General features: G+C 70.2%; 19 protein-coding genes. 6 read left to right on the top strand and 13 right to left on the bottom strand.

Annotated elements, in window-relative coordinates; all coding sequences use genetic code 11:
* Positions 1-25: 25 nt before the first annotated feature.
* A complete protein-coding gene (locus tag ACEN9J_RS33015) occupies positions 26-2,179 on the bottom strand; it encodes a TonB-dependent receptor (protein ID WP_413765363.1) in 2,154 nt (717 codons plus the stop codon).
* Between the two features lie 378 nt (positions 2,180-2,557).
* Positions 2,558-2,899 carry a hypothetical protein gene (locus ACEN9J_RS33010; protein WP_057589884.1) on the bottom strand — a complete coding sequence of 114 codons (342 nt, stop codon included), beginning with the start codon at positions 2,897-2,899 and terminating at the stop codon, positions 2,558-2,560.
* Positions 2,900-3,046: 147 nt separating this feature from the next.
* Here ACEN9J_RS33010 and ACEN9J_RS33005 point away from each other — a divergent pair, with 147 nt between their 5' ends.
* Positions 3,047-3,802: an FTR1 family protein gene (locus ACEN9J_RS33005; protein WP_296724706.1), complete on the top strand. Its 756-nt coding sequence runs from the start codon at positions 3,047-3,049 to the stop codon at positions 3,800-3,802.
* A 1-nt stretch (position 3,803) separates the two neighbouring features.
* On the opposite strand, the gene ACEN9J_RS33000 is transcribed toward ACEN9J_RS33005, so the two are convergent.
* The 11 genes from ACEN9J_RS33000 to ACEN9J_RS32950 all read right to left on the bottom strand — a co-directional run bounded on the left by ACEN9J_RS33000 (position 3,804) and on the right by ACEN9J_RS32950 (position 18,080).
* The gene (locus ACEN9J_RS33000; protein WP_057598520.1) at positions 3,804-4,286 is read right to left on the bottom strand and encodes a transcriptional repressor; all 483 of its coding nucleotides are present in this window, start codon (positions 4,284-4,286) and stop codon (positions 3,804-3,806) included.
* Between the two features lie 144 nt (positions 4,287-4,430).
* Positions 4,431-5,222, bottom strand: a complete 792-nt coding sequence (locus tag ACEN9J_RS32995) for an ABC transporter permease (protein WP_413765362.1) — start codon at positions 5,220-5,222, stop codon at positions 4,431-4,433.
* Positions 5,219-5,869 carry an ATP-binding cassette domain-containing protein gene (locus tag ACEN9J_RS32990; RefSeq protein WP_413765361.1) on the bottom strand — a complete coding sequence of 217 codons (651 nt, stop codon included), beginning with the start codon at positions 5,867-5,869 and terminating at the stop codon, positions 5,219-5,221. Before ACEN9J_RS32990 ends, ACEN9J_RS32995 begins: the two co-directional genes overlap by 4 nt.
* Before the next feature lie 79 nt (positions 5,870-5,948).
* Positions 5,949-8,546: a PepSY domain-containing protein gene (locus ACEN9J_RS32985; protein WP_413765696.1), complete on the bottom strand. Its 2,598-nt coding sequence runs from the start codon at positions 8,544-8,546 to the stop codon at positions 5,949-5,951.
* A 6-nt stretch (positions 8,547-8,552) separates the two neighbouring features.
* Positions 8,553-9,272, bottom strand: coding sequence for a hypothetical protein (locus ACEN9J_RS32980; RefSeq protein ID WP_413765360.1), 720 nt, complete (start codon positions 9,270-9,272; stop codon positions 8,553-8,555).
* A gap of 3 nt (positions 9,273-9,275) precedes the next feature.
* Positions 9,276-11,756: a TonB-dependent siderophore receptor gene (locus ACEN9J_RS32975; protein ID WP_413765359.1), complete on the bottom strand. Its 2,481-nt coding sequence runs from the start codon at positions 11,754-11,756 to the stop codon at positions 9,276-9,278.
* Between the two features lie 124 nt (positions 11,757-11,880).
* On the bottom strand, positions 11,881-12,885 hold the full coding sequence (locus ACEN9J_RS32970; protein WP_296724691.1) for a FecR domain-containing protein: 1,005 nt from the start codon (positions 12,883-12,885) through the stop codon (positions 11,881-11,883).
* Positions 12,882-13,388 carry a sigma-70 family RNA polymerase sigma factor gene (locus tag ACEN9J_RS32965; protein WP_057596271.1) on the bottom strand — a complete coding sequence of 169 codons (507 nt, stop codon included), beginning with the start codon at positions 13,386-13,388 and terminating at the stop codon, positions 12,882-12,884. The genes ACEN9J_RS32970 and ACEN9J_RS32965 overlap by 4 nt, the downstream gene beginning before the upstream one ends.
* A gap of 131 nt (positions 13,389-13,519) precedes the next feature.
* Entirely contained in the window at positions 13,520-14,296 is a 777-nt protein-coding gene (locus ACEN9J_RS32960) for a tetratricopeptide repeat protein (protein ID WP_413765358.1), read from the bottom strand.
* 29 nt (positions 14,297-14,325) lie between these two features.
* Positions 14,326-16,692 (bottom strand): TonB-dependent receptor, encoded by a 2,367-nt coding sequence (locus ACEN9J_RS32955; protein ID WP_296724685.1) that lies wholly within the window; start codon positions 16,690-16,692, stop codon positions 14,326-14,328.
* Between the two features lie 425 nt (positions 16,693-17,117).
* Entirely contained in the window at positions 17,118-18,080 is a 963-nt protein-coding gene (locus ACEN9J_RS32950; protein WP_296724819.1) for a GlxA family transcriptional regulator, read from the bottom strand.
* A gap of 74 nt (positions 18,081-18,154) precedes the next feature.
* Between ACEN9J_RS32950 and ACEN9J_RS32945 the strand changes: the two genes are divergently transcribed.
* The 5 genes from ACEN9J_RS32945 (at position 18,155) to ACEN9J_RS32925 (ending at position 22,349) form a co-directional block, all read left to right on the top strand.
* A complete protein-coding gene (locus tag ACEN9J_RS32945; RefSeq protein ID WP_413765357.1) occupies positions 18,155-18,853 on the top strand; it encodes a GNAT family N-acetyltransferase in 699 nt (232 codons plus the stop codon).
* A gap of 33 nt (positions 18,854-18,886) precedes the next feature.
* Entirely contained in the window at positions 18,887-19,603 is a 717-nt protein-coding gene (locus ACEN9J_RS32940) for an SDR family oxidoreductase (RefSeq protein ID WP_208510179.1), read from the top strand.
* A 67-nt stretch (positions 19,604-19,670) separates the two neighbouring features.
* Entirely contained in the window at positions 19,671-20,462 is a 792-nt protein-coding gene (locus tag ACEN9J_RS32935; RefSeq protein WP_413765356.1) for an exodeoxyribonuclease III, read from the top strand.
* A 75-nt stretch (positions 20,463-20,537) separates the two neighbouring features.
* Entirely contained in the window at positions 20,538-21,134 is a 597-nt protein-coding gene (locus tag ACEN9J_RS32930; protein WP_057596267.1) for a TetR/AcrR family transcriptional regulator, read from the top strand.
* Positions 21,135-21,263: 129 nt separating this feature from the next.
* Complete coding sequence (locus tag ACEN9J_RS32925; protein ID WP_296724239.1) at positions 21,264-22,349, top strand: NmrA family NAD(P)-binding protein; 1,086 nt, start codon at positions 21,264-21,266, stop codon at positions 22,347-22,349.
* Positions 22,350-22,389: the final 40 nt, after the last annotated feature.

Genomic DNA, 22,389 nt, shown 5'->3' with positions numbered 1-22,389 from the left:
CGATGAAGCCCGCCGGCCGCGCGCATCAGAACTTCGCGTTCAGCGACACGCGGAACGAGCGCGGCGCGCCCGGCGTGATGTTGGTGTTGCTGTTCGCGTTGAGGAAGTACTTGCGGTTGAACAGGTTCTCGACGTTCAGCTGCATCTGCACGTTGCGGTTGAGCGTGAAGAACACGGCCGCGTCGACGCGCGTGTAGCCCGGCAGCACCACGTTCGGGAACGGCTGCGCGGCGGTCACGATCTGCTCGCTCGACGCGAACATCTTGGCCTGGTGGATCACGCCGACACCCGCGCCCCACATGGGCGTGAAGTCGTAGCGGTTCCACAGTGCGAAGGTGTGCTTGGGCACCTGGCCGACGCGGGCGCCGGCGCGGATCGTGGCCGAGGTGTCGGCCTTGAACTTGGCGTCGGTGTAGGAGTAGCCGCCCGAGACGCTCCAGGCCGGCGTGATGTTGCCGCTGAGGCCGAGCTCGAAGCCCTGGGTGCGCTGGCCGTCGCTGAGGATGGTGCGCGCGCCGGTCGGGTCGGTCGGATCGAGCACCACCACGTTGGAGCGGTCGAGGCGGTAGAGCGCGGCGGTGGCCGCGAGCGCGGGCAGCACGTCCCACTTGGCGCCGATCTCGTAGTTCTTGAACTTCTCGGGCTTGAGCGCCGACGAGCTCAGCGTGAGCGAGGACAGCTGGTCGCCCGCGCGCGGCTGGTAGGCGATGCTGTAGTTCGCATACAGCGACAGCGGCTCGATCGGCTTGTAGATCACGCCCAGGCGCGGCGACACGAGGTCGTCGTCGGTCTTGAAGCGGTCGCCGTTGCGGTTGTTCCGGAAGTCGACGCGGAAGCGGTCGTAGCGCAGGCCCGCGATGAGCTGGAACTGCGGGCTCAGCTCGATCTGGTCCTGCACGTAGAGCGCCGCGACCTTGGCGGTGCCGCTGTTGTTGGCATCGGTCGCGGACTGGCGGTAGAACACCGGCGCGTAGGTCGTCGGCAGCCACAGCGGCACGTTCACGCTGGTGGCCGTGTTGTTGAAGTAGCCGGTGTTGCGGAAGTTGTCGGTGTCCTGCTTGCCGATCTCCGCGCCCACGAGGAACTTGTGCTTCACCGCGCCAGTGTTCAGCGTGAAGCTGACGTCCGTCTGATTGAAGAAGCTCTTGCGCGTGGTCGCGTTGTCGTAGGCGCTGATCGCCACCGTGGTGCCGAGCGCGTTGACCGCGCCGGGGAACACGTTGCGGTAGAACTTGTCCTGCTCGGACCAGCGCGTGCGGTTGCGCAGCACCACGCCGTTGTCGAACTCGTGCTCGACCAGCGCGTTGAAGGCATCGAGCGAGGACCAGGTCGGGCTGCCGGCCGCGTTGCCGAAGAAGGTCGAGGGATCGGTCGCCACCGGCACGCCGCGGAACGAGGTGATGCCGCGGTCGGCGATGCGCTTGTCCTTGAAGTGCTCGTAGCCCAGCGTCACCAGCGTCTTCGCGCTCGGGCGCCAGCTCAGGGTCGGGTTGATGCCCGAGCGCTCGAGCCAGACGCCGTCGCGGTAGCTCTTGGAGTTCTCGTACAGGCCGTTGAGACGCAACGACAGCTGGTCGTTGATCGGCTGGTTGATGTCCGCCGTCAGGCGGCGGTTGCTGTGCGAGCCCAGCGTGACCGAGGCGCCGTACGAAGGCGTCCACTCGGGCTGCTTGCTCACGCGGTTGATCAGCCCGCCGGTGGCGCCACGGCCGAAGATCATCGCGTTCGGGCCCTTGAACACTTCCACGCGCTCGATGTTGTAGAGGTCGCGGTAGTACTGGACGTCGTCGCGGATGCCGTCGATGAAGAAGTCGCCGGTGGTGCTGATGCCGCGGAAGATCGGCGTCTCGCGGTTGCCCTCGCCCTGCGCGAAGCCCACGCCCGGCACGTAGCGCGCGGCCTCGGCAATGCTCTGCACCGCGCGGTCGCGCAGCTCGTCGCCGGTCACCACGCTGATCGACTGCGGCGTGTCGCGCAGCGGCGTGTCGGTCTTGGTGGCGGTGGTGCTGCGCCGGGCGGCGTAGCCCTGCTCGGCGCCCGTGGCGGTGATGGGCGGCAGCGAGTTGGTGCCGGTCGCGGTCTGCGACCAGGCGGTCGATGCGCCGAGGGCCAGGGTGGCGCCGGCGGTGAGCAGGTGAATCGCCCGGACGACGGCGCTGGGCGCGGTAGCGGGTGCCATGCCCGGAAGGCGCGGGCTGCGTGACTTGTTCATTTGGAACCGATGAAGGAAAGAGAAGGCGCATTCGCGCCGGCTGCGAAAGAGCGCATCGCCGCTGCCATCTCCCCCTTCTGATCGCGGCCGCGAAAGAGACGGAAATACGAACGATTCGCAATTTCGAGCAAATGTAGAAGCAGGTAGTAGTACTGTAAAGTGCTACTGATTCGGCGCAAACCGATCCCTGCGAATCGGATTCAAGGGAGAGAAAAGGAAGTCGCCGGCTCTGCAACCCAAGGACAAGTAGTCCTTGCAAGAACTACTTTCGTGTTGGGGAAATGCCACGCAAGCGCGCACGGCCAACCCTCCGGCGAGTCCCGGATCCAGACGAATCGGAGGGGGTCAGGAGGGCTTGCTCGGGGTCTTCTCGACCCGGGCGGAACGCACGCCGCTGATCTGGCCGCGCACGACCTTCCAGAAGTTCTTGGTGCCGTCGAGCAGGCGCCAGGCGTTCGAGCGATGCGCGAGCACGCCGACCTCGGGCAGCACGTCGCGCAGGTTCTTCAGGCCGAGGATCTTCAGGTACTTGCGCACGGTGGTCGGGCTGTGGATCAACAACACCACGCGCCAGCCGTAATGCCGCCCGAGCAGCAGCATGCCGATCGCGCTTTCGAGGTCGTCGAGGTCGCCGTTGAACTCGTCGACGGCCCGGTCGACGATGCTGAGGATTTCTTGATCGTTCACGGCCACGGCGATACCCCTGAGTGCTGCTGAGCGCTGTTTCTGTTGTCGAAGGCGCGACGGCAGTGTCGCACGGGGCCGCTCGAGGACGGCCGTGCGATACTTTAACAATGAGAATCGTTGTCATCTCGACGCCGCGCCGACCCACCGATGTTTGACGCCTTCGCCATCACCCTGCGCGAGCTGGCCGAGCTGATCCTGATCGTGGGCTCGCTGTATGCCTGCCTGCGCGAATCCCGGCGTCTCTCGCTGCTCAAGTACGTCGGCTGGGGCCTGGGCCTGGGGCTCGCGCCGGCCGCGGCGCTGTCGATGCTGCTGATGGATGCCTCCATCGACCGCAACGTCAGCGCCGGGCTCAGCACCCTGATGGCGATCGGCATCCTGGTCATGGCCACGAGCATGGCGGCCTCGGTGCGGCAGATCCGCGGCCGCGTCCACCTGTTCCATGAAGCCTGGCTGGACAGCCCGGCCGCGCCCTTCCTGGTCGTGGCCTTCGTCGCGCTGTCGGCCTTTCGCGAATCGCTCGAGATCGCGGTCTTCGTGCGCGCGATCGGCGCGCGCGCCGGCATGGTGGATGCCGCGCTGGGCGTGCTGCTGGGCGTCGCGGCCACCGGGCTGCTGCTGCCCGCATGGCAGTGGCTGCACCTGCGCGCGCGGCTGCTGCTGGCGTTCCGCGTCTCGGCGCTGCTGCTGGCCCTGCTCGCGATCCAGCTGCTGCTCTACAGCGTGGCCGACCTGCTGCGCATTCCCGAACTGCGCGACGACGGCGTGGCCTGGGCGCTGACCGTGGCGCCTTTCTTCGAGGAGGGCGCGCGCCATGCCTGGCTGTGCGCCGTGCTGATGCTGCCGCCGCTCTACTGGGTGCTGCGCGGCTGGTGGTCGGAGACGGCCGCGCGCGTCGAGTAGCTCAGTCGGGCGCGCCCGCGCTGCAGCGGTTGCACGCGATCCACACCACGATGTCCTCCTTCGAGGCGACGGGCAGCCCCTGGTCGGCTCCCACCTTCGCGACCTGCTCGCGCAGCTCGACATCCTCGGCGACCACGCTGGCGCCGCAGCTTCGGCACTGGAAGCGGATGCGCGAGGGCGCGCTCTGCGCACCGTAGACGTAGCTGAACACCGGCCGTCCGCGCACCTGCCGCACCCGCCGCTCGATCACCTTCTTCTTCTCGAGCAGGTGCAACGTCCGGTACACGCGCGACACCGCGGCGGCATTCGATTCCTCGACCCCGCGCGGATAGAGCTCCTGGGCCGTGCAGGCCTGGCCGGCGTTCGACATCAGCCGGCCGAGGATCTGCAGCCGCTCGGCGTTGACGCGGATGTCCGCTTCCTCGAGGCGCTGGCGGACGACGTCGTCGCCGAGCGTTTCTTCCCGGTGTTTTTCAGCAGGCATGGGCATGGTCGATGGGGCGGTACGGTAGCTGCCGCGGTGCGGCGCGCTCTCCAAAAGCATGATGCAGCGCAGTTGCAAAACTGCCGAACGGATTGAAAACAGCAGGTAAAGATGGGCGCATCGTCCGTCCAGGGGGTTGCCGGTTCAGCGCAGGCGGTCGGCACGCAGCCGCTGCCGGTCGTCGGTGAAGGAGCGCGCCGCCAGATAGACCGCGCCGGCGGCCGCCATGCCGCCGGCACCGGTGAGCAGGAAGAGCAGCAGGATCTGGTACTTCGCGGCCTCGACCGGGTCCATGCCCGCGAGCAGCTGGCCGGTCATGATGCCGGGCAAGGTGATCACGCCGGCCGCCGACATCTGGTTGACGATCGGGATCATCCCCTTGCGGATGGACGCGCGGATCAGCGCCGCCATCGCCTGGTGAATGGTCGCGCCCAGCGCCAGCCGGGCCTCGATGCGCGCACGCCCCTCGGTCACGCCCTCGAAGAAGCTGTCGAGGCCCAGGCTGGCCGAATTGAGCACGCTGCCGAGCACGATGCCCATCAGCGGGATCGCATAGCGCGGGTCGTACCAGGGCTGTGGCCGGATCGCGGTCATCAGCGCCAGCACCACCGTCGCCACGCTCGACACGCCCACGGCCGCCGCGCCGATGCCGAAGTTGCCGCCGCCGCGCAACCGGTGCGCGGGCCGCACCGCCACCTCGCGCGCCGCGGCCAGGATCATCAGCAGCACGATGGCCAGGGTGGCGCCCGGCGAGGCCGCCGCGAACACGAAGCGCAGCACCAGCCCTACCAGCAGCAGTTGCACCACCATGCGCACGGCCGCCCACAGCACCTGCCGATGCAGTTGCAGCCCCAGCAGCAGCGAGGCGAGCGCGTTCAGCAGCACCAGCACCGTGGCCAGCACCAGATCGGTGGCGTCGAGGTGGATGGGGCTCATGCGACGTTCCCCGCCGGCTGCAGCCGGCCCGCGTTCAGTTCGAGATGGCGTGCCGCGACGCGCGCGGCCTGCTCGTGCGAATGCGTGACCCACAGCAGCGTCAGCCCCGCGGCCTGTTCGCGCGCCAGCAGCGCTTCGACCGCGAGCGTGGTGGCGGGGTCGAGCGAGGCGGTGGGTTCGTCGAGCAGCAGCACCACGGGGCGGTGCGCGAGCGAGCGCAGCAGGGCCAGCCGCTGGCGCTCGCCGGTCGACAGCCGCGCGATGTCGGCCTGCAGCACGTCGCGCGGCAGGCCCAGCTCCGCGATCCATCCCGCGAGCACGCCGCTGTCGAGCCCGGCCGGGAAGTGCTCGGCCACGCCCATGCCCCACCACGCCGGCTCCGCCGCCTGGTAGATCACGCGCCGGCGCCATTCGGGACCCGACAGCGCCGCGCGATCGATGCCGTCGAGCACCACGCGGCCCTCGCCCGGGTCGAGGTCGGCCACCAGCCGCAGGAACACGCTCTTGCCCGAGCCTGAGGGGCCGAGGATGGCGATGCATTCGCCGCGCGCGGCCTGCAGCGCGATGGGGCCGACGTGCAATGCACGCAGGCCCTCGATGGACAGGTGGGCCGGGGCGGGAGCGGAAGGACGGGAAAGCTCGGGCATGCGCGAAAGAATGGCCAAAGCCCCGAGCTTGCCGATCAAGCTGAACGGCGGCTGAAGCGCCGCCTTCGCGCGCGCCGCCTCAGTACACGTCGCGCCGGTAACGCCCTTCGGCGATCAGGTCGTCGAGCGTGGCACGCCCCAATGCGGCCTCGAGCGCCTCGTCCACGCCCGCCGCCATGCCATGCAGGCTGCCGCAGACGAAGATCGCGGCGCCCTCGCCCACCCAGCGGCGCAGGTCGCCCGCGTGCTCGCGCAGGCGGTCCTGCACGTAGATGCGCGGCGCATGGTCGCGCGAGAACGCGAGGTCGACGCGCTCGACCTGGCCCGCGGCCTGCCAGTGGCGCAGCTCGTCCATGAAGAAGGCGTCGCGCGCCAGCTGGCGCTCGCCGAACACCAGCCAGTTGCGCCGATGGCCGCGCTCGATGCGCTCGCGCAGGTGGCCGCGCAGGCCGGCATAACCCGAGCCGTTGCCCACGAAGATGCAGGGGCGGTCGTCGGCCACGGGCGCGAAACCGGGGTTGGCGAGCAGGCGCAGCGGCACCTGCGCCGTCAACGGCGCATGCGCCGTGAGCCAGCCCGAGGCGATGCCCAGGCCCTGCTCATGGCGCGCCTGCCGCACCAGCAGCCGCACGTGGCCCTCCGAAGGCAGGCTCGCGATCGAATAGCGGCGCGTGGCCAGCGGCACCAGCGCATCGGCCAGCGCCTGCGCGTCGAGGCCTTGCACCAGGGCCTGCGGCGCGGGCACGGCGCTGCGGGCCAGGGCCTCGGCGAGCGTGCAGTGCCGGCCCTGGAACACGACGGGTGCATCCGCGGTCCACGGCGTCGCGCGCAACAGGGCCGCCACCGTGTCGGCCGCCAGCCGCGGCTGCAGTTCAGCCAGCGCGCCGGGCCGCCACGCCGCAGCCGCTTCGGGCGGCGCGGCGAGTTCGATCTCGTAGAGCGGCGCACCGAGGCTGCCGGGATTCAGCAGCCGGCGCGCGCCCAAGGTCCAGGGTTCGAACGCGGGCTCGAGCGGTTCATCGGCCAGCGCCTCGGCCGGGATCGCATCGGCGCCGCGCAGCGCCACCAGTTGGCGGCGCCAGCGCGCGAGAGCGGCCGTGTCGCCGTTGTCGACCTCGATCATCGGAAACAGCGACTGCGCGCCCGCCGCCACCAGCGCATGGTCGAGTGCATGGCCGAAGCCGCAGAAGCGCGCGTAGTGCCGGTCGCCGAGCGCCAGCAGGCCGTAGCGCAGGTGCGCGAGCGCATCGCCGCCGACCTGCACCAGCCGCTGCGCGAAGCGCCGCGCCGCATCGGGCGGGCCGCCCTCGCCGAAGCTGCTGGCCACCAGCAGCAGGCGCTGGTGATGGCGCAGCTGCTCGGGGTCGAGCCGCGCGAGCGAAGCGACGGTCACGCGCAGGCCGCCGGCCTCGAGCGCGGCGGCGCTGCGCAGCGCGATGCCCTCGGCCGTGCCCGACTGGCTCGCGAAGGCCACGAGCACGCCCTCGGGCGCTGCCGCGCCATCTGTCGACGGTCGCCCTGCCCCGGCGGCGAGCGCCGCGCGTTCGGCCGCCACCGCGCGCTTCTTGCGCCGGCGATCGAGGTAGAGCATCCAGCCCGTGACCGTGAACACCGGCAGCATCAGCGCCGCGAGCATCATCGCGATGCGCCCCGGCAGCCCGAAATAGGTGCCCATGTGCAGCGGATAGATGGCGGCCAGGAAGCGGCCGCCCAGGGGCTTGCCATCATGGCGCTCGTCCTGCGCGACCTCGCCGCCCGGCAGGCGCACCGTCATGCGGTTGCGCGCGCGTTCGTGCGCCGGATGCGCATCGAGCCAGGTGAACAGCACCGTGGGCGCGGCCCCCGTGGGCACGCGCAGGATGACCTCGCTCCAGCCGCTGGCGGCGGCCTGGCGCTGGAACGTGGCCCAGGCGGGCGCCACGTCGACCGCGCCGGCGTCGTCGCGCGGTATGTTGCGCACGCGCGGCGCATTGCGTGCCTGCGCGGGCGCGCGTGGCTGGCCCGCGAAGGCATCGACGCGGTCGCGCACGGCGTCGAAGGCCCAGTAGACGCCGGTGGTGGTGAACACCAGGTACATCAGCAGGGCGCAGGTGCCGGCCACCGAATGCAGCCCCCACAGAAAGGGCCGGCCCTTGAGCGCGGGATCGAAGGTGAACCAGGCGCGCCAGTCGAGCGGCCGCCGCGGCCAGCGCAGGTACAGGCCCGACAGCGCCAGCACGAACAGCGCGATCGCCAGCACGCCGGCCGCGACGCGGCCCGGCTCGCGCGGCAGCAGCAGCCAGCGGTGCAGCGCCTCGACCCATTCGAAGAACTCCGCGCCCGCCAGCGGCGGCAGCGGCCGGCCCGCGTAGGGATCGAGGTAGACGGTGTCGCCGCGGCGCTCGCCGGGGCGCGGCGCGAAGATCACGCGCGCCGCGGCGCCGGGTTCGGCGAACAGCGCGAGCGTGCCGACCTGGCGGCCCGGGAAGGCCTCGCGCACGGCCGCGAGCAGCTGCGGCGGCGCGAGCGCCTCCTGCGTCTGCACCGCCACGTGGCGGCCGCCCGGATTGAGCGCATCGATCAGCTCCTCGCGGAACGACAGCACCGCGCCGCTGAGCCCGATCACGAGCAGCACGCTGCCCGCTGTGATGCCCAGCAGCCAGTGCAGCTGGAACCAGGCCTGGCGCCATGTCGGCATCGTCATTCAGCGCGCTCCCGCGGCCCAGTCCACGGCCGCGTCGAAGAGCGCGCGACCGGCCGCTGCCAAGTTGGTGAAGCCGTCGTTGCCGAGGAAGAACATCACGCGGCGCGCCGGCGCGAGCGACTCGTAGTCCATGGTGGCGCCCTTCTCGTAGCCGAAGATGGCCGCCTTCTCGGGCTGGCCGTAGAGGGTGGCGATGGTGGTGGCACCGAGTCCGGGCCGGCCCCAGCTCATGCCGGCCTGTCGCTGGTAGACGTTGGCCACGCCGGCTGGCAGGCCCGCGCCCATCGGATGCGGTGCGTTGACCAGCCACAGGTAGCGTTCCTTCGCGGCTTCGCCGAAATCGACGTCGTGCCGCTTGCCCGTCATCGCGAGATCGTCGAGCAGGTCGTTCTCCCAGGTCAGCAGCGGTACCGGCAGCTGGCGCCAGCCGGGATGCACGTCCTTCGCGGCCACGGTCGAGGAGATCACGACCAGCTCGGCGCCCGCCGCCGCGCCGGGCTCCACCGCCTGGTCGAGCATGGCGACCGCGAAGCCGCGCGTGCCCAGGTGCTGCGCGACCTGCTCGTCGACCGCCGCGTTCGGGCTGCCGCGCTGCACCAGCAGCACGAGCTTGCGGCCGGGCGCGGCCAGAGCGCCGGCCGCGCCGGCCAGTCCCGCTGCAAGCGGCAGCGCGAGCCGCAGCAGCGCGCCACGGCGATCGATGGAAGCGACGTCCCTCATGGCCTAGAACTCGAAGGTGGTGAGCAGCGACACCTGGCGCGCGTCGCCCATGGAGATGAAGTAGGTGTTCGCGGCCGAGGGGTAGTAGGTCTTGTCGAACAGGTTCTTCACGTTGAGCTGGAACTTGACCTTGCGGCCGTGGATGCGCGTGTCGTAGGTGGCGAAGGCATCGGCGGTGGTGTAGCCCGGCAGCATGAAGCTGTTGGCCGAGTCGCCGGGCCGCTTGCCCACGTAGTGCACGCCGCCGCCCACGCGCAGCCGGCCCTCGGCGCCGAAGACCTGGCCGAAGTCGTACACGGCCGACAGCGACGCGGTCTGGCGCGCCACGTTCCACAGCCGGTTGCCGGCGTACAGCGGGTCTTCGGTGGTCTTGGCGTCGATGTAGGCGTAGCTCGCGATCGCGCTCCAGTTTTTACCGAGCTCGCCGGCTACGTCGACCTCGAGGCCGCGCGAGCGCGCCGCGCCCGAGGTGCGCCAGTCGGTCAGCTTGGTCACGTCGTTGAACTGCGAGACCAGCACGTTCTTCTTGCGAATGTCGAACAGCGCCACGGTGCCGGTGAGGCCGCCGGCGAGGTCGAGCTTGGCGCCGAGTTCCCACGACCTGCCCTGCTCGGGCGCCACCGAGGCGTCGAGCACGTAGCCCGAGGACAGCGGCGCGATGGTCGAGCTCGGCTTGAGCGACTCGGTGTAGCTGCCGTAGAGCGACAGGTTGTCGCTCCACTTGTAGACCAGTCCTAGGCGCGGCAGCACCTTGGAGCCGTCGGTGTCGGTGTTGGCCTTGAACGGACGGCCGCGGCCCGCGGTCTGCGACCAGGCCTGGTAGCGCAGCGCGGCCACGGCGATCCATCGGTCGCCGAGATGGATCGAGTCCTGGAAGAAGAAGGACTGGTTGTGCAGCTTGTCGGTCTGGTCGCTGTCGCTGGCCGACACCGTGGCCGACGGGAACTCGAGGCCATAGACCGGGTTGAGGTAGCTGAAGCTGCGCGCGACGGCCTGGCGCAGCAGGTCGGCGCGGTAGATCTTGCGGTACTCGGCGTCCCAGCCGAACTGCAGGTCGTGGCGCATGCCGCCGAGCTCGACGCGGCCGTCGACGTAGGCTGTGGCATAGCTGTCGGTGCTCAGGGCGCCGTGCGTGGCGTCGTTGCTGCGCGTGAGCGTGCCGCGCGTGGCGTTCACACCGGTGATGCGCAGCTGGTTGGCGTCGTAGGTCTCGCGGTTGTAGCTGAGGTTCAGGTGGCCGGCCCAGCCGCCGCCGAACTGGTGGTCGACCGAGAGCTGGGCCAGGTGGCTCTCGCCGCGCATCTCGTTCCAGGGCTCGTCCAGGCGCCGCGTCTTGGGCAGGTCCAGCGGGCTCCTGGTGCGCGGGTCGAGCGCGGTGCCGCGGTCGAAGGGCGTCACGAACTTGCGGTACTCGTACCAGAGCACGGCCTGCGTGTCCTCGCCATACCAGGCCAGCGAGGGCGCGACCAGCGTCTCGCGGTGGGTGCCGAAGTTGCGCCAGTAGTCCTCATCCACGCGGTCGACGATCAGCCGGTAGGCCAGGCCGTTCTCGCCGATGGGACCGGTGGTGTCGAGCGTCTGGCCGGTGCCGTTGCGCCCGCCCGCATAGCCCGAGGCGCCCAGCGACAGCGCGGTGCGCTGGCGCAGCTGCGGCTTCTTGCTGACCACGTTGATCACGCCGCCGGGGTCCATCAGGCCGTAGAGCAGCGAGGACGGGCCCTTGAGCACCTCCACGCTCTCGGCCGCCGCGTTGAGGCCACGACCCTGCACCAGCGGCATGCCGTTGTGCATGATCGAGCCGTCGCGGTTGCCGCCGAAGCCGCGCTTCATGATGGTGTCCTGCGTGCTGGCCAGGGTGTTGCCCTGGTTGATGCCGCTGACGTTGGCGAGCGCATCGTCGATGTTGCGCGGGCGCTGGTCGCGGATCGCCTGCGCGGGCACCACGTTGACCACCTGCGGGATCTCGAGCACCGGCGCGGTGGTGCGCAGGGTCGAGGCATCGGGCGTGGGCTGGTAGCGGTCGTCGGCATCGCCGGGCACGGGTGCCGCGCGCGCCACCACGCGCACGGCAGGCAGCGCGCCGGCGCCCTCGATCACGCCGGGCTCGGCCTGCGCGCTCGCCGAGCGGCGCAGGATGAATTCGCCCGCACCGCCCTCGACCGCCTCGAGGCCCGTGCCAGCGAGCAGCGTGGCGAAGCCGGCCTGCACCGTGAAGCTGCCGTCGAGGCCGCGCGAGTTCAGGTCCCGGGTGTGGGCGGGATCGAAGGACAGCGCCACGCCCGCCGCGGCCGCGAAGCGGCCCAGCACCGCGGCCAGCGGGCCGGGCTCGATGCGGTAGGCGCGCGCGGCGCCGGGCGCGCTGGCGCTGGCGGCGAGCCGCGCCGGCTCGGCGGCCAGCGCCGTGACGGGCATGGCGGCCGCCAGCGCCAGCAGGCACAGCAGCGCCTTGGAGACGGGGGTGGGTGAGGACGGGTGCGCGTGCATGGGATTCCTTCGGCAGAACTGCAATCCATGGCGCTCGCCATGGTTCTCAGGAGGAAGGCCGAACGAAATCGGAAAAGATGAAAGGCGGCGGAAGATTTCTTTGCGCGGACCCGGAATGCAGGAATCAGGCCGGCACCAGCGAGACCCAGTAGCGCGTGAGGCTGGCCACGCGCACCGGGAAGCTGCGCGCGATCACCGACAGCGCCCTGTCGGTGTCGTGGATCGGGAAGGCACCCGACACCTTGAGGTTCGCCACCGCCGGATCGCAGGCCAGCCGGCCGCGCCGGTAGCGCGCGAGTTCGGCCACCACCTCCCGCAGCGTCCAGTCGTTGACGACCAGGCTGCCCTGGGCCCAGGCGGCCGAGGCCGTGTCGGCCGCATGCGGCACGCCCACGCCGTCGCGGCCGATGTCGACCTGCTGGCCGGCCTGCAGCCGCAGCGCGCGTTCGGGCGCATTCGCGGCCCGGACCTCGACCGCGTCGTCGAGCACCGTGACGCGCGTGATGCCGCCCTCGCCGCGCACGGTGAAGCGGGTGCCGAGCGCGAGGATGCGGCCCTGCGCGGTCTCGACCATGAAGGGGCGCGCGTCGTGGCTGCCGGGCATGCGGTGGCGCGCTGTCTCCGCGAGCAACTCGCCCTCGCGCAGCCGGACCAGCCGGCGCGTGCCGTCGAACACCACGTCGACCGCGCTGCGCGTGTTGAGCAGCAGCCGCGAGCCGTCGGCGAGGTCGATGCCGCGCTGCTCGCCGGTGCCGGTGCGGTAGTCGGCCAGCAGCGCGGACCAGCCCCCGCCGCCATCGGCCACCTGCCACGACAGGTAGCCGAGCGCGCCGCCCGAGGCGACCAGCGCGACGCCGCGCAGCAGGCGCCGGCGGTCGGTGCGCGCCGCGCCCGCCGCGCGCAGGGTCGAAGCCGCGATGTGGCCGGGCACGCGCTGCAGCGTGGCCTGCATCGCCTCGAGCTTCTCCCAGGCGCGGCGGTGCTCCGCATGCGCGCGGTGCCAGCGGCGCCAGGCCTCCTGGTCGGCCGGCGTGGCCTCGCCCGAGCACAGCTGCGCGTACCAGGCGATCGCTTCCTTGCGCACGCGGGCCTCGTGGCCGGCGGGCAGGTCGAGTTCGAAAGAGCTCATGGCGCGAGCAGATAGCAATGCTCGAGCGCCTTGAGCATGTAGTTGTTGACCGTGCGCACCGTCACCTGCAGCCGCTGCGCGATCTGCGCATAGGTCAGGCCCTCGAGCTGCGAGAGGATGAAGGCCTGCCGGATCGCGGGCGTCATGCCGTCGAGCATGGCGTCGATCGCGCTCAGCGCCTCCAGCACGATCGCGCGCTCTTCCAGCGAGGGCGATTGCGGCTCGGGCAGCGCGGCCAGGGTCTCGAGGTAGGCGCGCTCGAGCGCGCGGCGGCGGTGGAAGTCGACCACCAGCCCGTTGGCGATGGTCGCGAGATAGGCGCGCGGCTCGGCGGCGGCCACCGGCTCCTTCTTGCCGAGCACGCGCACGAAGGTGTCCTGCGCGAGATCGGCCGCGTTGTGCGGGCAGCCCAGCTTGCGGCGCAGCCACCCCTGCAGCCACCCGTGGTGGTTGCTGTAGAGCGTTTGCACTTCGTGCGGGGGCACGAACTCGGCGGCCGGCATGGCATCTCCCGCAGCGACTGGCTGCGCTCAGGATTTAATACGAATGGTTCTCAATTGTAGCAGCCGCATGCGACCGCGTTCCGGTGAGCTTCCGGTTCGTGCCGCGCCGGATAACGGGCGCCGGGCTGGCTTCAGGCGCGCGCCGCCCGGGCCTCCAGGCGGTCCGCGACCTCCCTGAGCGCCGCCAGCGGCGAGGCCCGCAGCCGCTGGACGACCTCGGCCAGGTAGTGCTTCGGCGCGGTGTCCGGAATGCGCTCGAACCAGCGCACCGCCGCGTCGATCTCGCCCTGCTCGGCCAGCATGCTGGCGTGGCTGAAGCAGCCGCGAAAGTCGCCGGCCTCGGCCGATGCGCGGTAGAGCGCGCGGGCCCGGTCCCGGTCCTGCGGCACGACGAGGCCGTCCTCGTGGTAGCGGCCGAGCATGTTCATCGAACGCGCATGCCCGAGCGCCGCCGCGCGCCGGTACCAGTCGAAGGCCGCGGCGTGGTCCAGCGCGACGCCACGCCCGGTCGCCAGCAGGTTGGCGAGGTTGTACATGCCCCAGTCGAGGCCGAGCTCGGCGCTCGCGCGGTAGGCGCTCGCCGCGCGCTGCGGATCGGGCGCGGTGCCCCAGCCATGCTCGAAGCAGCGCCCGAGCATGTTGGCCGCCATCGGATGGCGCTGCTCAGCCGCGCGCTGGAACCAGGCGAAGGCCGAGGTCTCGTTGCGCGCCACGCCGCGGCCATCGAGCAGCCATTGCCCGAGCACCGCCTGCGCTTCGGCATGCCCCGCATGGGCGGCCGCCGACAGCCAGGTCGCGGCGCGCTCGGGCGGGCCGGCGAGCAGCGCGTCCCATTGCGCGCGCGTCAGGGTGTTGAGCGCGCTCGCGTTGGGGAACACGAACGCGGGGGATGCGCCTTCGCTGTTCACTCTCGTCGTCGTGTCGAGCGCTTCGGCGATCAGAACGAGAAGTTGCCCGTCAGCGTCACCGAGCGGCCCGGCGCGATGTTCGCGTAGTGCGTCGAGTAGGCCGTGTTGTAGTAGATGCGGTCGGTCAGGTTCTGGACGTTGAGCTGCAGGTTGAAGCTCTTGTTCACGCGGTAGCCGGCCATCGCGTCGATGCGGGTGTAGCCCGGAATGCTGCGCTTGATCAGCGTGGCGCCGCCCGTGCCGGCCGCCCAGGCGAAGCCGCCGTAGACCTCGCTCTGGTAGAAGGCGCCCAGGCCGAAGGTCCAGTCGGAGGTGGGCTTGTAGGTCGCCCAGATGCTCGCGCTGTGCTTCGGCGTGTTCGGGAAGGGCTGGCCCGTGCCGGCGTTGGGCACGTAGACCGTGCGGCCGTTGGCGTCGGTGGTGCTGCTCTGGCCGAGGTTCTTGCCCTTGCTGTCGAGCAGCGTGTAGCCGCCGAAGACCGAGAGCTGGTGCGTGATGTTGCCCGAGAAGCCGAGCTCGAAGCCGCGCACCTGCTTGTCCCCGGCCAGCGACACGGTGCCGTCGGTCGGGTTGGTGATGCGCGCGTTGGTGGTCTCGATCTGGAAGATCGCGCCGGTCAGCGACAGCTTGCGCTCCAGCAGGTCCCACTTGGTGCCGATCTCGATGCTGCGGTTCTTCTCCGGCTTCAGGTCGATCGCGGTGTTGGCCACGCCGCCCACGGTGCCGCTGAGGGCCTGGCTCTCGGAGCCCTGGCCCAGGCTGTTGCCGCCCGGCGTGGAGGAGGTTCCGATCGACGCGTAGATGCTGCCGTTGCTGGCGGGCTTGTAGACCACACCGAGCTGGTAGTTGAGCAGCGTGTCGTTGCGCTCGAACCTCGTGCGGATGCCGCTCGTGAGCACTGGCAGCGCCATGCCACCGGTGGCGGTGGTGCTGGGATAGGGGTTGGTCTGCTGCGTCTTGTAGCTGTCGAGGCGCAGGCCCGCGTTGACGATCCACTGCGGCGACAGCTCGATGCTGTCGAAGCCGTAGAGCGACGCGGTATCGGTGCGGTAGCTGGTCGGGTTGCCGTTGGGCACGAAGGTGCCGAGCCACGGGTCGCTGGACGTGGGGTAGTAGAGGCTCGTGCAGACGAAGCTCGAGCCCACGCTGGCGCCACCCGGGCACTTCTGCTGCGCCGTGTAGGCGCGGTTGACCTGGGTGTAGCTGTCGTTGTCGGCGCGCTCGCGCGACAGCTCCAGGCCCGTCGTGTAGCTGTGCTTGACGCTGCCGGTCTGCAGCTTGCCGCTGAGCTCGGTGGCATTCGCGAAGGTGTCGATGTCGCGCATGCTGCCGTTGAAGCGGCGCCACACCAGGCCGCGCGCCACGTTGCCCTGGCTGTCGTCGGGCTGGGTCCAGATGTAGTCCATGCTGCTCTTGGTGAAGCGCGTGATGTTGCGCAGCTTCATCTCGGGCGAGATGTCGTGTTCGACCTGCAGCGTGACCGAGTCGGACTTGTCCTTGCGGAAGTCGCGGCCCTCGACGCCGTACCAGTTCTTGCGGTCGAAGCCGTAGGTCGGCTGGAGCTCGACCACGCCGAAGCGCGGGAAGCTCGAGGGCAGGTAGTAGGGAATGCCGCCGTCGGGCACGTCGTCGGTGCGCATGTGGAACAGCGACAGCGTCACGCGCGTGGGCGTGCCCAGGCCCCAGCTGATCGAGGGCGCGATGCCGAAGCGCTTGTTGCTCGGGCCGTTGCGGCCCGCGACATCGGCGCCGAAGTCCATGAGGTTCAGGCGGAAGGCGCCGTTCTCACCGAAGCTGCGGTTCCAGTCGATCGTCTCGCGGTGGTACTTGTCGCTGCCCAGGCCGACCGAGCCGAGGAAGAAGTTCTCCTGCTTCGGTGCCTTGGTGTAGAGGTTGATCGTGCCGCCGGCGCCGCCGCGTCCGCCCGAGGTCGAGTCCGGTCCCTTGACCACTTCCACCGACTCGAGGTTGAAGACCTCGCGCGTGCTCGGCGCGATGTCGCGCAGGCCGTCGACGAAGGTGCTGGCCTGGCTGTCGTAGCCGCGCAGGAACGGGCGGTCGCCGACCGGGTTGCCGCCCTCCCCGGCGCCGAAGGTGATGCCGGGCGTGGTGCGCAGCGCCTCGGTCAGCGTCGTCGCGTTGATCTGCGTCATCACTTCCTGCGGGATGACGGTGACGGACTTGGGCGTGTCGAGCAGCGGCGCCGTCTGCTTCGAGGACGAGGACTGCTCCACCTTGTAGTCGGGCGCCGCATCGACCTGGACCGCCTTCAGCGCGCCCTGCGCATGCGCCGCGCCGACCGATCCGAGCGCGACCAGAGTGGCGGCGGTCGTGGTGGCGGCGTGCGCGTTGAGATAGCGCGAAGTCGAGTGCTTGCGGCTTCTGATGTAGGTCATGTTGTGAGTGATTTGTCGAGGTGAAAGCGCTGCCGGCGCGCGGCGCCGGCGGTCACGCCGGGTGTGCACTGGAAGTGACATCGGCGTAACAAAGTACCCGCAAATGATAATGACTCGCACTATCGATTTACGGCAACTTTACCTTTGGTTTGCGAAACTTGTTGCCCTCTGACGACGCAATCAATTCGAATGAGAATTTATCTCATTACGAATAAAAGCCTTTCGCCGGCGTCTCGAATTGCGGCGAAGCCTGAGCGTGGAATGCGCTCGCAACACGGCGCGCGTCGAATGAGCGAGCGCTATTTCGCCAATGCGCCGGGCCATGAAAGAAGCAGAGCAATTGCGCGTCCACTGAATCGACGCGCCAATTTGGATGCCTTGCGGATCGCGCCATTGGCGGACACGAAGAGATCGTGCCCCACGACCTATGCCAGCGCCGAACGCAGTTCCCGCACCCCGCGCCCCAGCTTGCGCCGCAGCAGGCTGCGCACGGTCGCGGCATCGGCATAGCCGACCTCGCTCGCGATCTCCTCGAGGCCCTGGCCGATCGAGACCAGGTGCTGCGCATGCTCGACGCGCAGGTCCTGGAAGAAGGCCAGCGGCGACTTGCCGAGCACGGCCTCCATGCGCCGCTGCAGGGTGCGCGGGCTGACCGCGAGCGCGTCCGCCGCGTCGTGCAGCGAGAAGCCCCGCGCGAGGCGCTCGCGGGCCCAGCGCTCGAAGCGCTCGATCAGCGGATCGGCATGCGCGAGGTGGTCGGGAATGATGTATTGCGCTTGCGAGGGCCGCTTGTCGACCAGCATCAGGCGCGACACCAGCGCGGCGGTCTCGGGGCTCGCCTGCCGCATCAACCACAGTGCCAGATCGAGATGCCCCATCGCCGCGCCGGCCGTGACCACGCGGCCCGAGGCCACCACCATGCGCGACTCGTCGAGCCGTACCCGCGGATAGCGCTCGCGGAACAGCGGCGCCAGCGGCCACATGGTGGTGGCCTCCTGGCCGTCGAGCAGGCCGGTCTCGGCCAGCAGGAAGCTCGCGATGCAGGCGCCGCCCACGCCGCTGCCCTGCGCATGCCAGCTGCGCAGCATGGCCATGGCATCGCGCACGTCGCGCCGGCCCAGCGCCTCGACCAGGCGCGCGGGCTGCTTGGTGTTGAGCGCGGGCACCAGCACCCAGTCGGGCTGGCGCAGCGCGTCGGCCGGGTCCACCACCATGGTCAGGCCATGCGCCGTGCGGATGCGCTGGCGCATGCCAACCACGCGCAGCTCGAACGGCGGCCGCGCCGCGCCCTGCTCGGCCGCCACCTCGTTGGCCGCGGAGAACAGGTCGAGGAACACGCTCAGGCCGGTGTCGAACACGCCGTCGAGCGCCAGGATCGCTAGCTTCATCATGGCGCGAATGATATCAATATTGTCATTTACGACCGTGGTCCTCCAGGAAAGACAGCCCTACGCTAGAGACCATGACATCACCCATCGACTCCCCGCTCGACCGTTCGGCCTGGACCTCGCTGGTCGGCCCGCAGGCGCACCTGGGACACGGCAACGCCCTGGCCCGCCGCTACCACCCCGAGGTCGCGCCGTTCGCGGGGCTGGTCGAGGAAAGCCCGGCCGCCTTCGAGGCGCTGCGTGCGCTGCTGGGTCCGGACGATCGCGTCATGGTGCCCACGCTCGCGCCGGTCGCCGACATCGACGGCCTGCAGGCCAGGCTGCTGGGCCAGGTCCACCAGATGGTCGCGCTGCACCCCGGCTCGGGCCGTGCGGCGCAGCTGCAAGCCACGCCGCTCGACGCCTCCGATGTGCCCGATGCCCTGGCCCTCGTCGCCCGCACCCGGCCCGGCCCCTTCGGCCCGCGCACGCTCGAGATGGGCGATTACCTCGGCATCCGCGACCAGGGCCTGCTCGTGGCCATGGCCGGCGAGCGCATGCGCTTCGACGGCCACGCCGAGATCAGCGCGGTCTGCGTCGACGACGCCTGGCGCGGCCGCGGCCTCGCCGCCGGCCTCGTGAACCTGCTGCGCGCGCGCATCGAGGCGCGCGGCGAGACCGCCTTCCTGCACGTGCTCAGCGACAACGCGAATGCCATCGCGCTCTACGAGCGGCTCGGCTTCCGCCATCGCCGCACCCTGTTCCTGCACCAGATCGCCCTGGCCACCGTTTGACTCACCCCGCGCTCCGGCGCACAAGGAAACACCATGAAGATCCAAGGTTCCGTCGTATTCGTGACGGGCGCCAACCGTGGCCTCGGCCTCGAATTCGCCCGCCAGGCGCTGGCGCTCGGCGCCGCCAAGGTCTATGCCGCCGCGCGCGAGCCCTCGCAGATTCCGCTGCTGGGCGTGCTGCCGATCCGGCTCGACGTGCGCGATCCCGCGCAGGTCGCCCAGGCCGCGGCCGATTGCCGCGACGTGACGCTGCTGATCAACAACGCGGGCATCGGCCGGCTCGGCGGCTTCGTCGGCGGCGATGCCGAGACCGACCCCGTGGCCGTCCTGCGCGAGCAGCTCGAGACCAACCTCTTCGGCATGCTGCACATGAGCCGCGCCTTCGCGGGCGTGCTGGGCCGCAACGGCGGCGGCGCGATGCTCAACCTGCTGTCGCTCTTCAGCTGGGCCAACACGCCGATGATCGGCGCCTACGGCGTGAGCAAGGCCGCGGCCTGGGCGCTGACCAACGGCCTGCGCCACGAGCTGCGCGCCCAGGGCACGCAGGTGGTGGGTTTCCATGCCGGCCCGATCGATACCGACATGGTGCGCGCGCTCGAGGTGCCGAAGGCCTCGCCCGAGGACGTGGTGCGCCAGTCGTACGCGGCCATCGAGGCCGGCCAGGAGGAGGTGCTGGTCGACGAGGGCACGCGCCAGGTCAAGGGCGCGCTGTCGCAGGGCATCTACCTGCGCGACGTCATGGCCGGGTGATTTCTGCGGGCAGGAGGACGCGTTGTCCGACGCGCGAAGCGCCGGCACGCGCCGGAAGATGGCCGCCATGAAGATCGCCACCTTCAACGTCAACGGCATCCACAGCCGGCTCGACCGGCTGCTCGAATGGCTCGCCGCGTCGAAGCCCGACGTGGCCTGCCTGCAGGAACTCAAGTCGCCCGACGCCAAGCTGCCGCTCGCCGCGATCCGGCGCGCGGGCTACGGCGTGGTCGCGCACGGCCAGCCCGCGTGGAACGGCGTGGCCATCCTCGCGCGCGGGCGTGAGCCGATCGAAACCGGGCGCGGCCTGCCGGGCATGGAGGACGACCCGCAGAGCCGCTACCTCGAGGCCGTGATCGACGGCGTGGTAATCGGCTGCCTCTACCTGCCCAACGGCAACCCGCAGCCCGGGCCGAAGTTCGACTACAAGCTGCGCTGGTTCGAAGCCTTCCACAAGCATGCGAAGAAGCTGTACGCGAGCGGCCTGCCCGTGGTGCTCGCGGGCGACTACAACGTCGTGCCGACCGATGCCGACATCTACAACCCCGCCTCGTGGCGCGACGACGCGCTGCTGCAGCCCGAGAGCCGCGCTGCCTACGCGCGCCTGCTGAAGCAGGGCTGGACCGACGCGATCCGCGCGCGCCATCCCGAACGCGCGCCCTTCACCTTCTGGACCTACTGGCGCAACCGCTTCCCGCGCGACGCAGGCCTGCGCATCGATCACCTGCTGCTCAATGCCGAACTCGCGCCGCTGCTGCGCGATGCGGGCGTGAACCGCGACGTGCGCGGGCGCCCGGGCGCGAGCGACCATGCGCCGGCTTGGATCGAGCTCGACCTGCCCGGCGCTTCGCGCCCCTGACGCACGCCGACCCGTCGCGGAAGGCATGGGCCGTCGTATGATGAAGATCATGCAAAGAACCGGACCGCGAGCCGCATGAGGTATTCGCCAGAACACAAGGCACAGACGCGCGAACGCATCCTCAAGGAGGCCGCGAAGACCATCCGCCGCGATGGGGTCGCCGCGGTCGGCGTCGCCAGCGTGATGGCGGATGCGGGGCTCACGCATGGTGCCTTCTATGCGCACTTCGGCTCCAGGGATGCGCTGGTCGACGCCGCACTCGAACGCATGTACGGCGAGATCGCCGAGCGCTTCGCAAAGGTGACGGCCGAGCTGCCGCCGGACCGGGCCCTGGCCGCCTACCTGCGCTTCTATCTCTCCCCCCAGCATCGCGACAGCATGACGATCACCTGCCCGCTGCCGCTGCTCGTGAACGAGGTTGCCCGCCTCGGCGCCGAGGCGCGCCGCGACTTCCAGCGCGGCGTCGAAACGCTGACCGAAGCGCTCGCCGGGCCGATCGAGGCGCTGGGCATCGGCGAGGCCCGGGAGTTCGCGGGCTCCGTGGTCGCCGAGATGGTCGGCGCGATGACCCTGGCACGCGGCATTGGCCAGCGCAAGGCCTCCGATGCGGTGCTCGAGCGCTCGCGCGATTCGATATTGGGCCGGCTGCGGCTGGACGCCGCGAGCCTCTAGGCCGCGCGCTCCGCTTCCCTCTCTCCGCTTCATCCGACTTGTCGAAGGCACGTCGAATTCGCCCAATAGAATTATGTACGTCATACAATGATGTCGCTCTCACTGTGAACGATTCAAAGGAAAGATGAAATGAACTCCAAGAACACCTCGAGGATCTTCGTCGTCGGCGGCACCGGCGCCCAGGGCATGCCGATCGTGCGTGCGCTGGTCGCGGACGGCCGTTACGCCGTGCGCGTGCTCACGCGCGACACGGCCTCGCGCCGCGCGAAGGAACTGCTGGCACTGGGCAACGTGAGCCTGCTCGAGGGCAGCTTCGCCGACGAGGCCGTGCTGCGCGAGGGCTTCTCGAGCTGCGACGGTGCCTTCGTCAACATCGACGGCTTCAATACCGGCGAGAAGACCGAGACCTACTGGGCCTTCCGCGCCTACGAGATCGCGCTCGAGCAGGGCATCCGCTTCTTCGTCTACGGCAACCTCGACTACGCGCTCAAGAAGGCGGGCTTCGACGCGGCCTTTCGCACCGGCCATTACGACGGCAAGGGCCGCATGGGCGAATGGATACGCTTCCAGAACCAGGCCCACCGCGAGCGCATGGGCGCGGCGATCTTCACCTCGGGCCCCTACATCGAGATGGCGATCTCGGCGATGACGCCGATGTCCCCCGCCGTGGAGGACGGCGTGCTCACCTGGCGCGTGCCGCTGGGACAGGGGGCGGTGCCGCACGTGGCGCTCGAGGACTGCGGCCACTACGTGCGCTGGCTGTTCGATCATCCGAACCTCGCCAACGGCATGGACCTCGAGGTCGCGATCGAGCATGTGCGCTATGCCGATCTCGCCGCAGCGTTCGAGCGGGTCACCGGCCAGCCGGCGCGCTATGTCGACACCGACCTGGCCGCTTATTGGCAGGGCCCCTTCGGCCGCATCGCCGATGCGCCGGCCGGCTACAACGCCGATCCGCGCGACAAGAGCACGATGAGCGTGCGCGACAACTTCACCGGCTTCTGGAACGTCTGGAAGCACGACGTGGTGCGGCGCAACTACGAGCTGCTCGACGAGATCCACCCGGGCAGGATCCGCAGCGCCGAGGAATGGTTGCGGCGCGAGGATCGCCTCGGCCGCGAACAGGGCAAGGGCACGCTGTGGGAGCGTGTCCAGGTCGGCCAGCAGCAGAGGATTCTCAAGATGACCGAGGACATGCGGCAGGGCCGGTTGTAGTCCCGCGCTTCGACCACCGGGAAGCGCTGACGCGCGTTCG

Source organism: Variovorax sp. Varisp41 (assembly GCF_047325085.1).
Taxonomy (GTDB): domain Bacteria; phylum Pseudomonadota; class Gammaproteobacteria; order Burkholderiales; family Burkholderiaceae_C; genus Variovorax.
The sequence above is the reverse complement of the archived record's forward strand: the minus strand, read 5'-3'. Positions and strand labels throughout refer to the sequence as shown.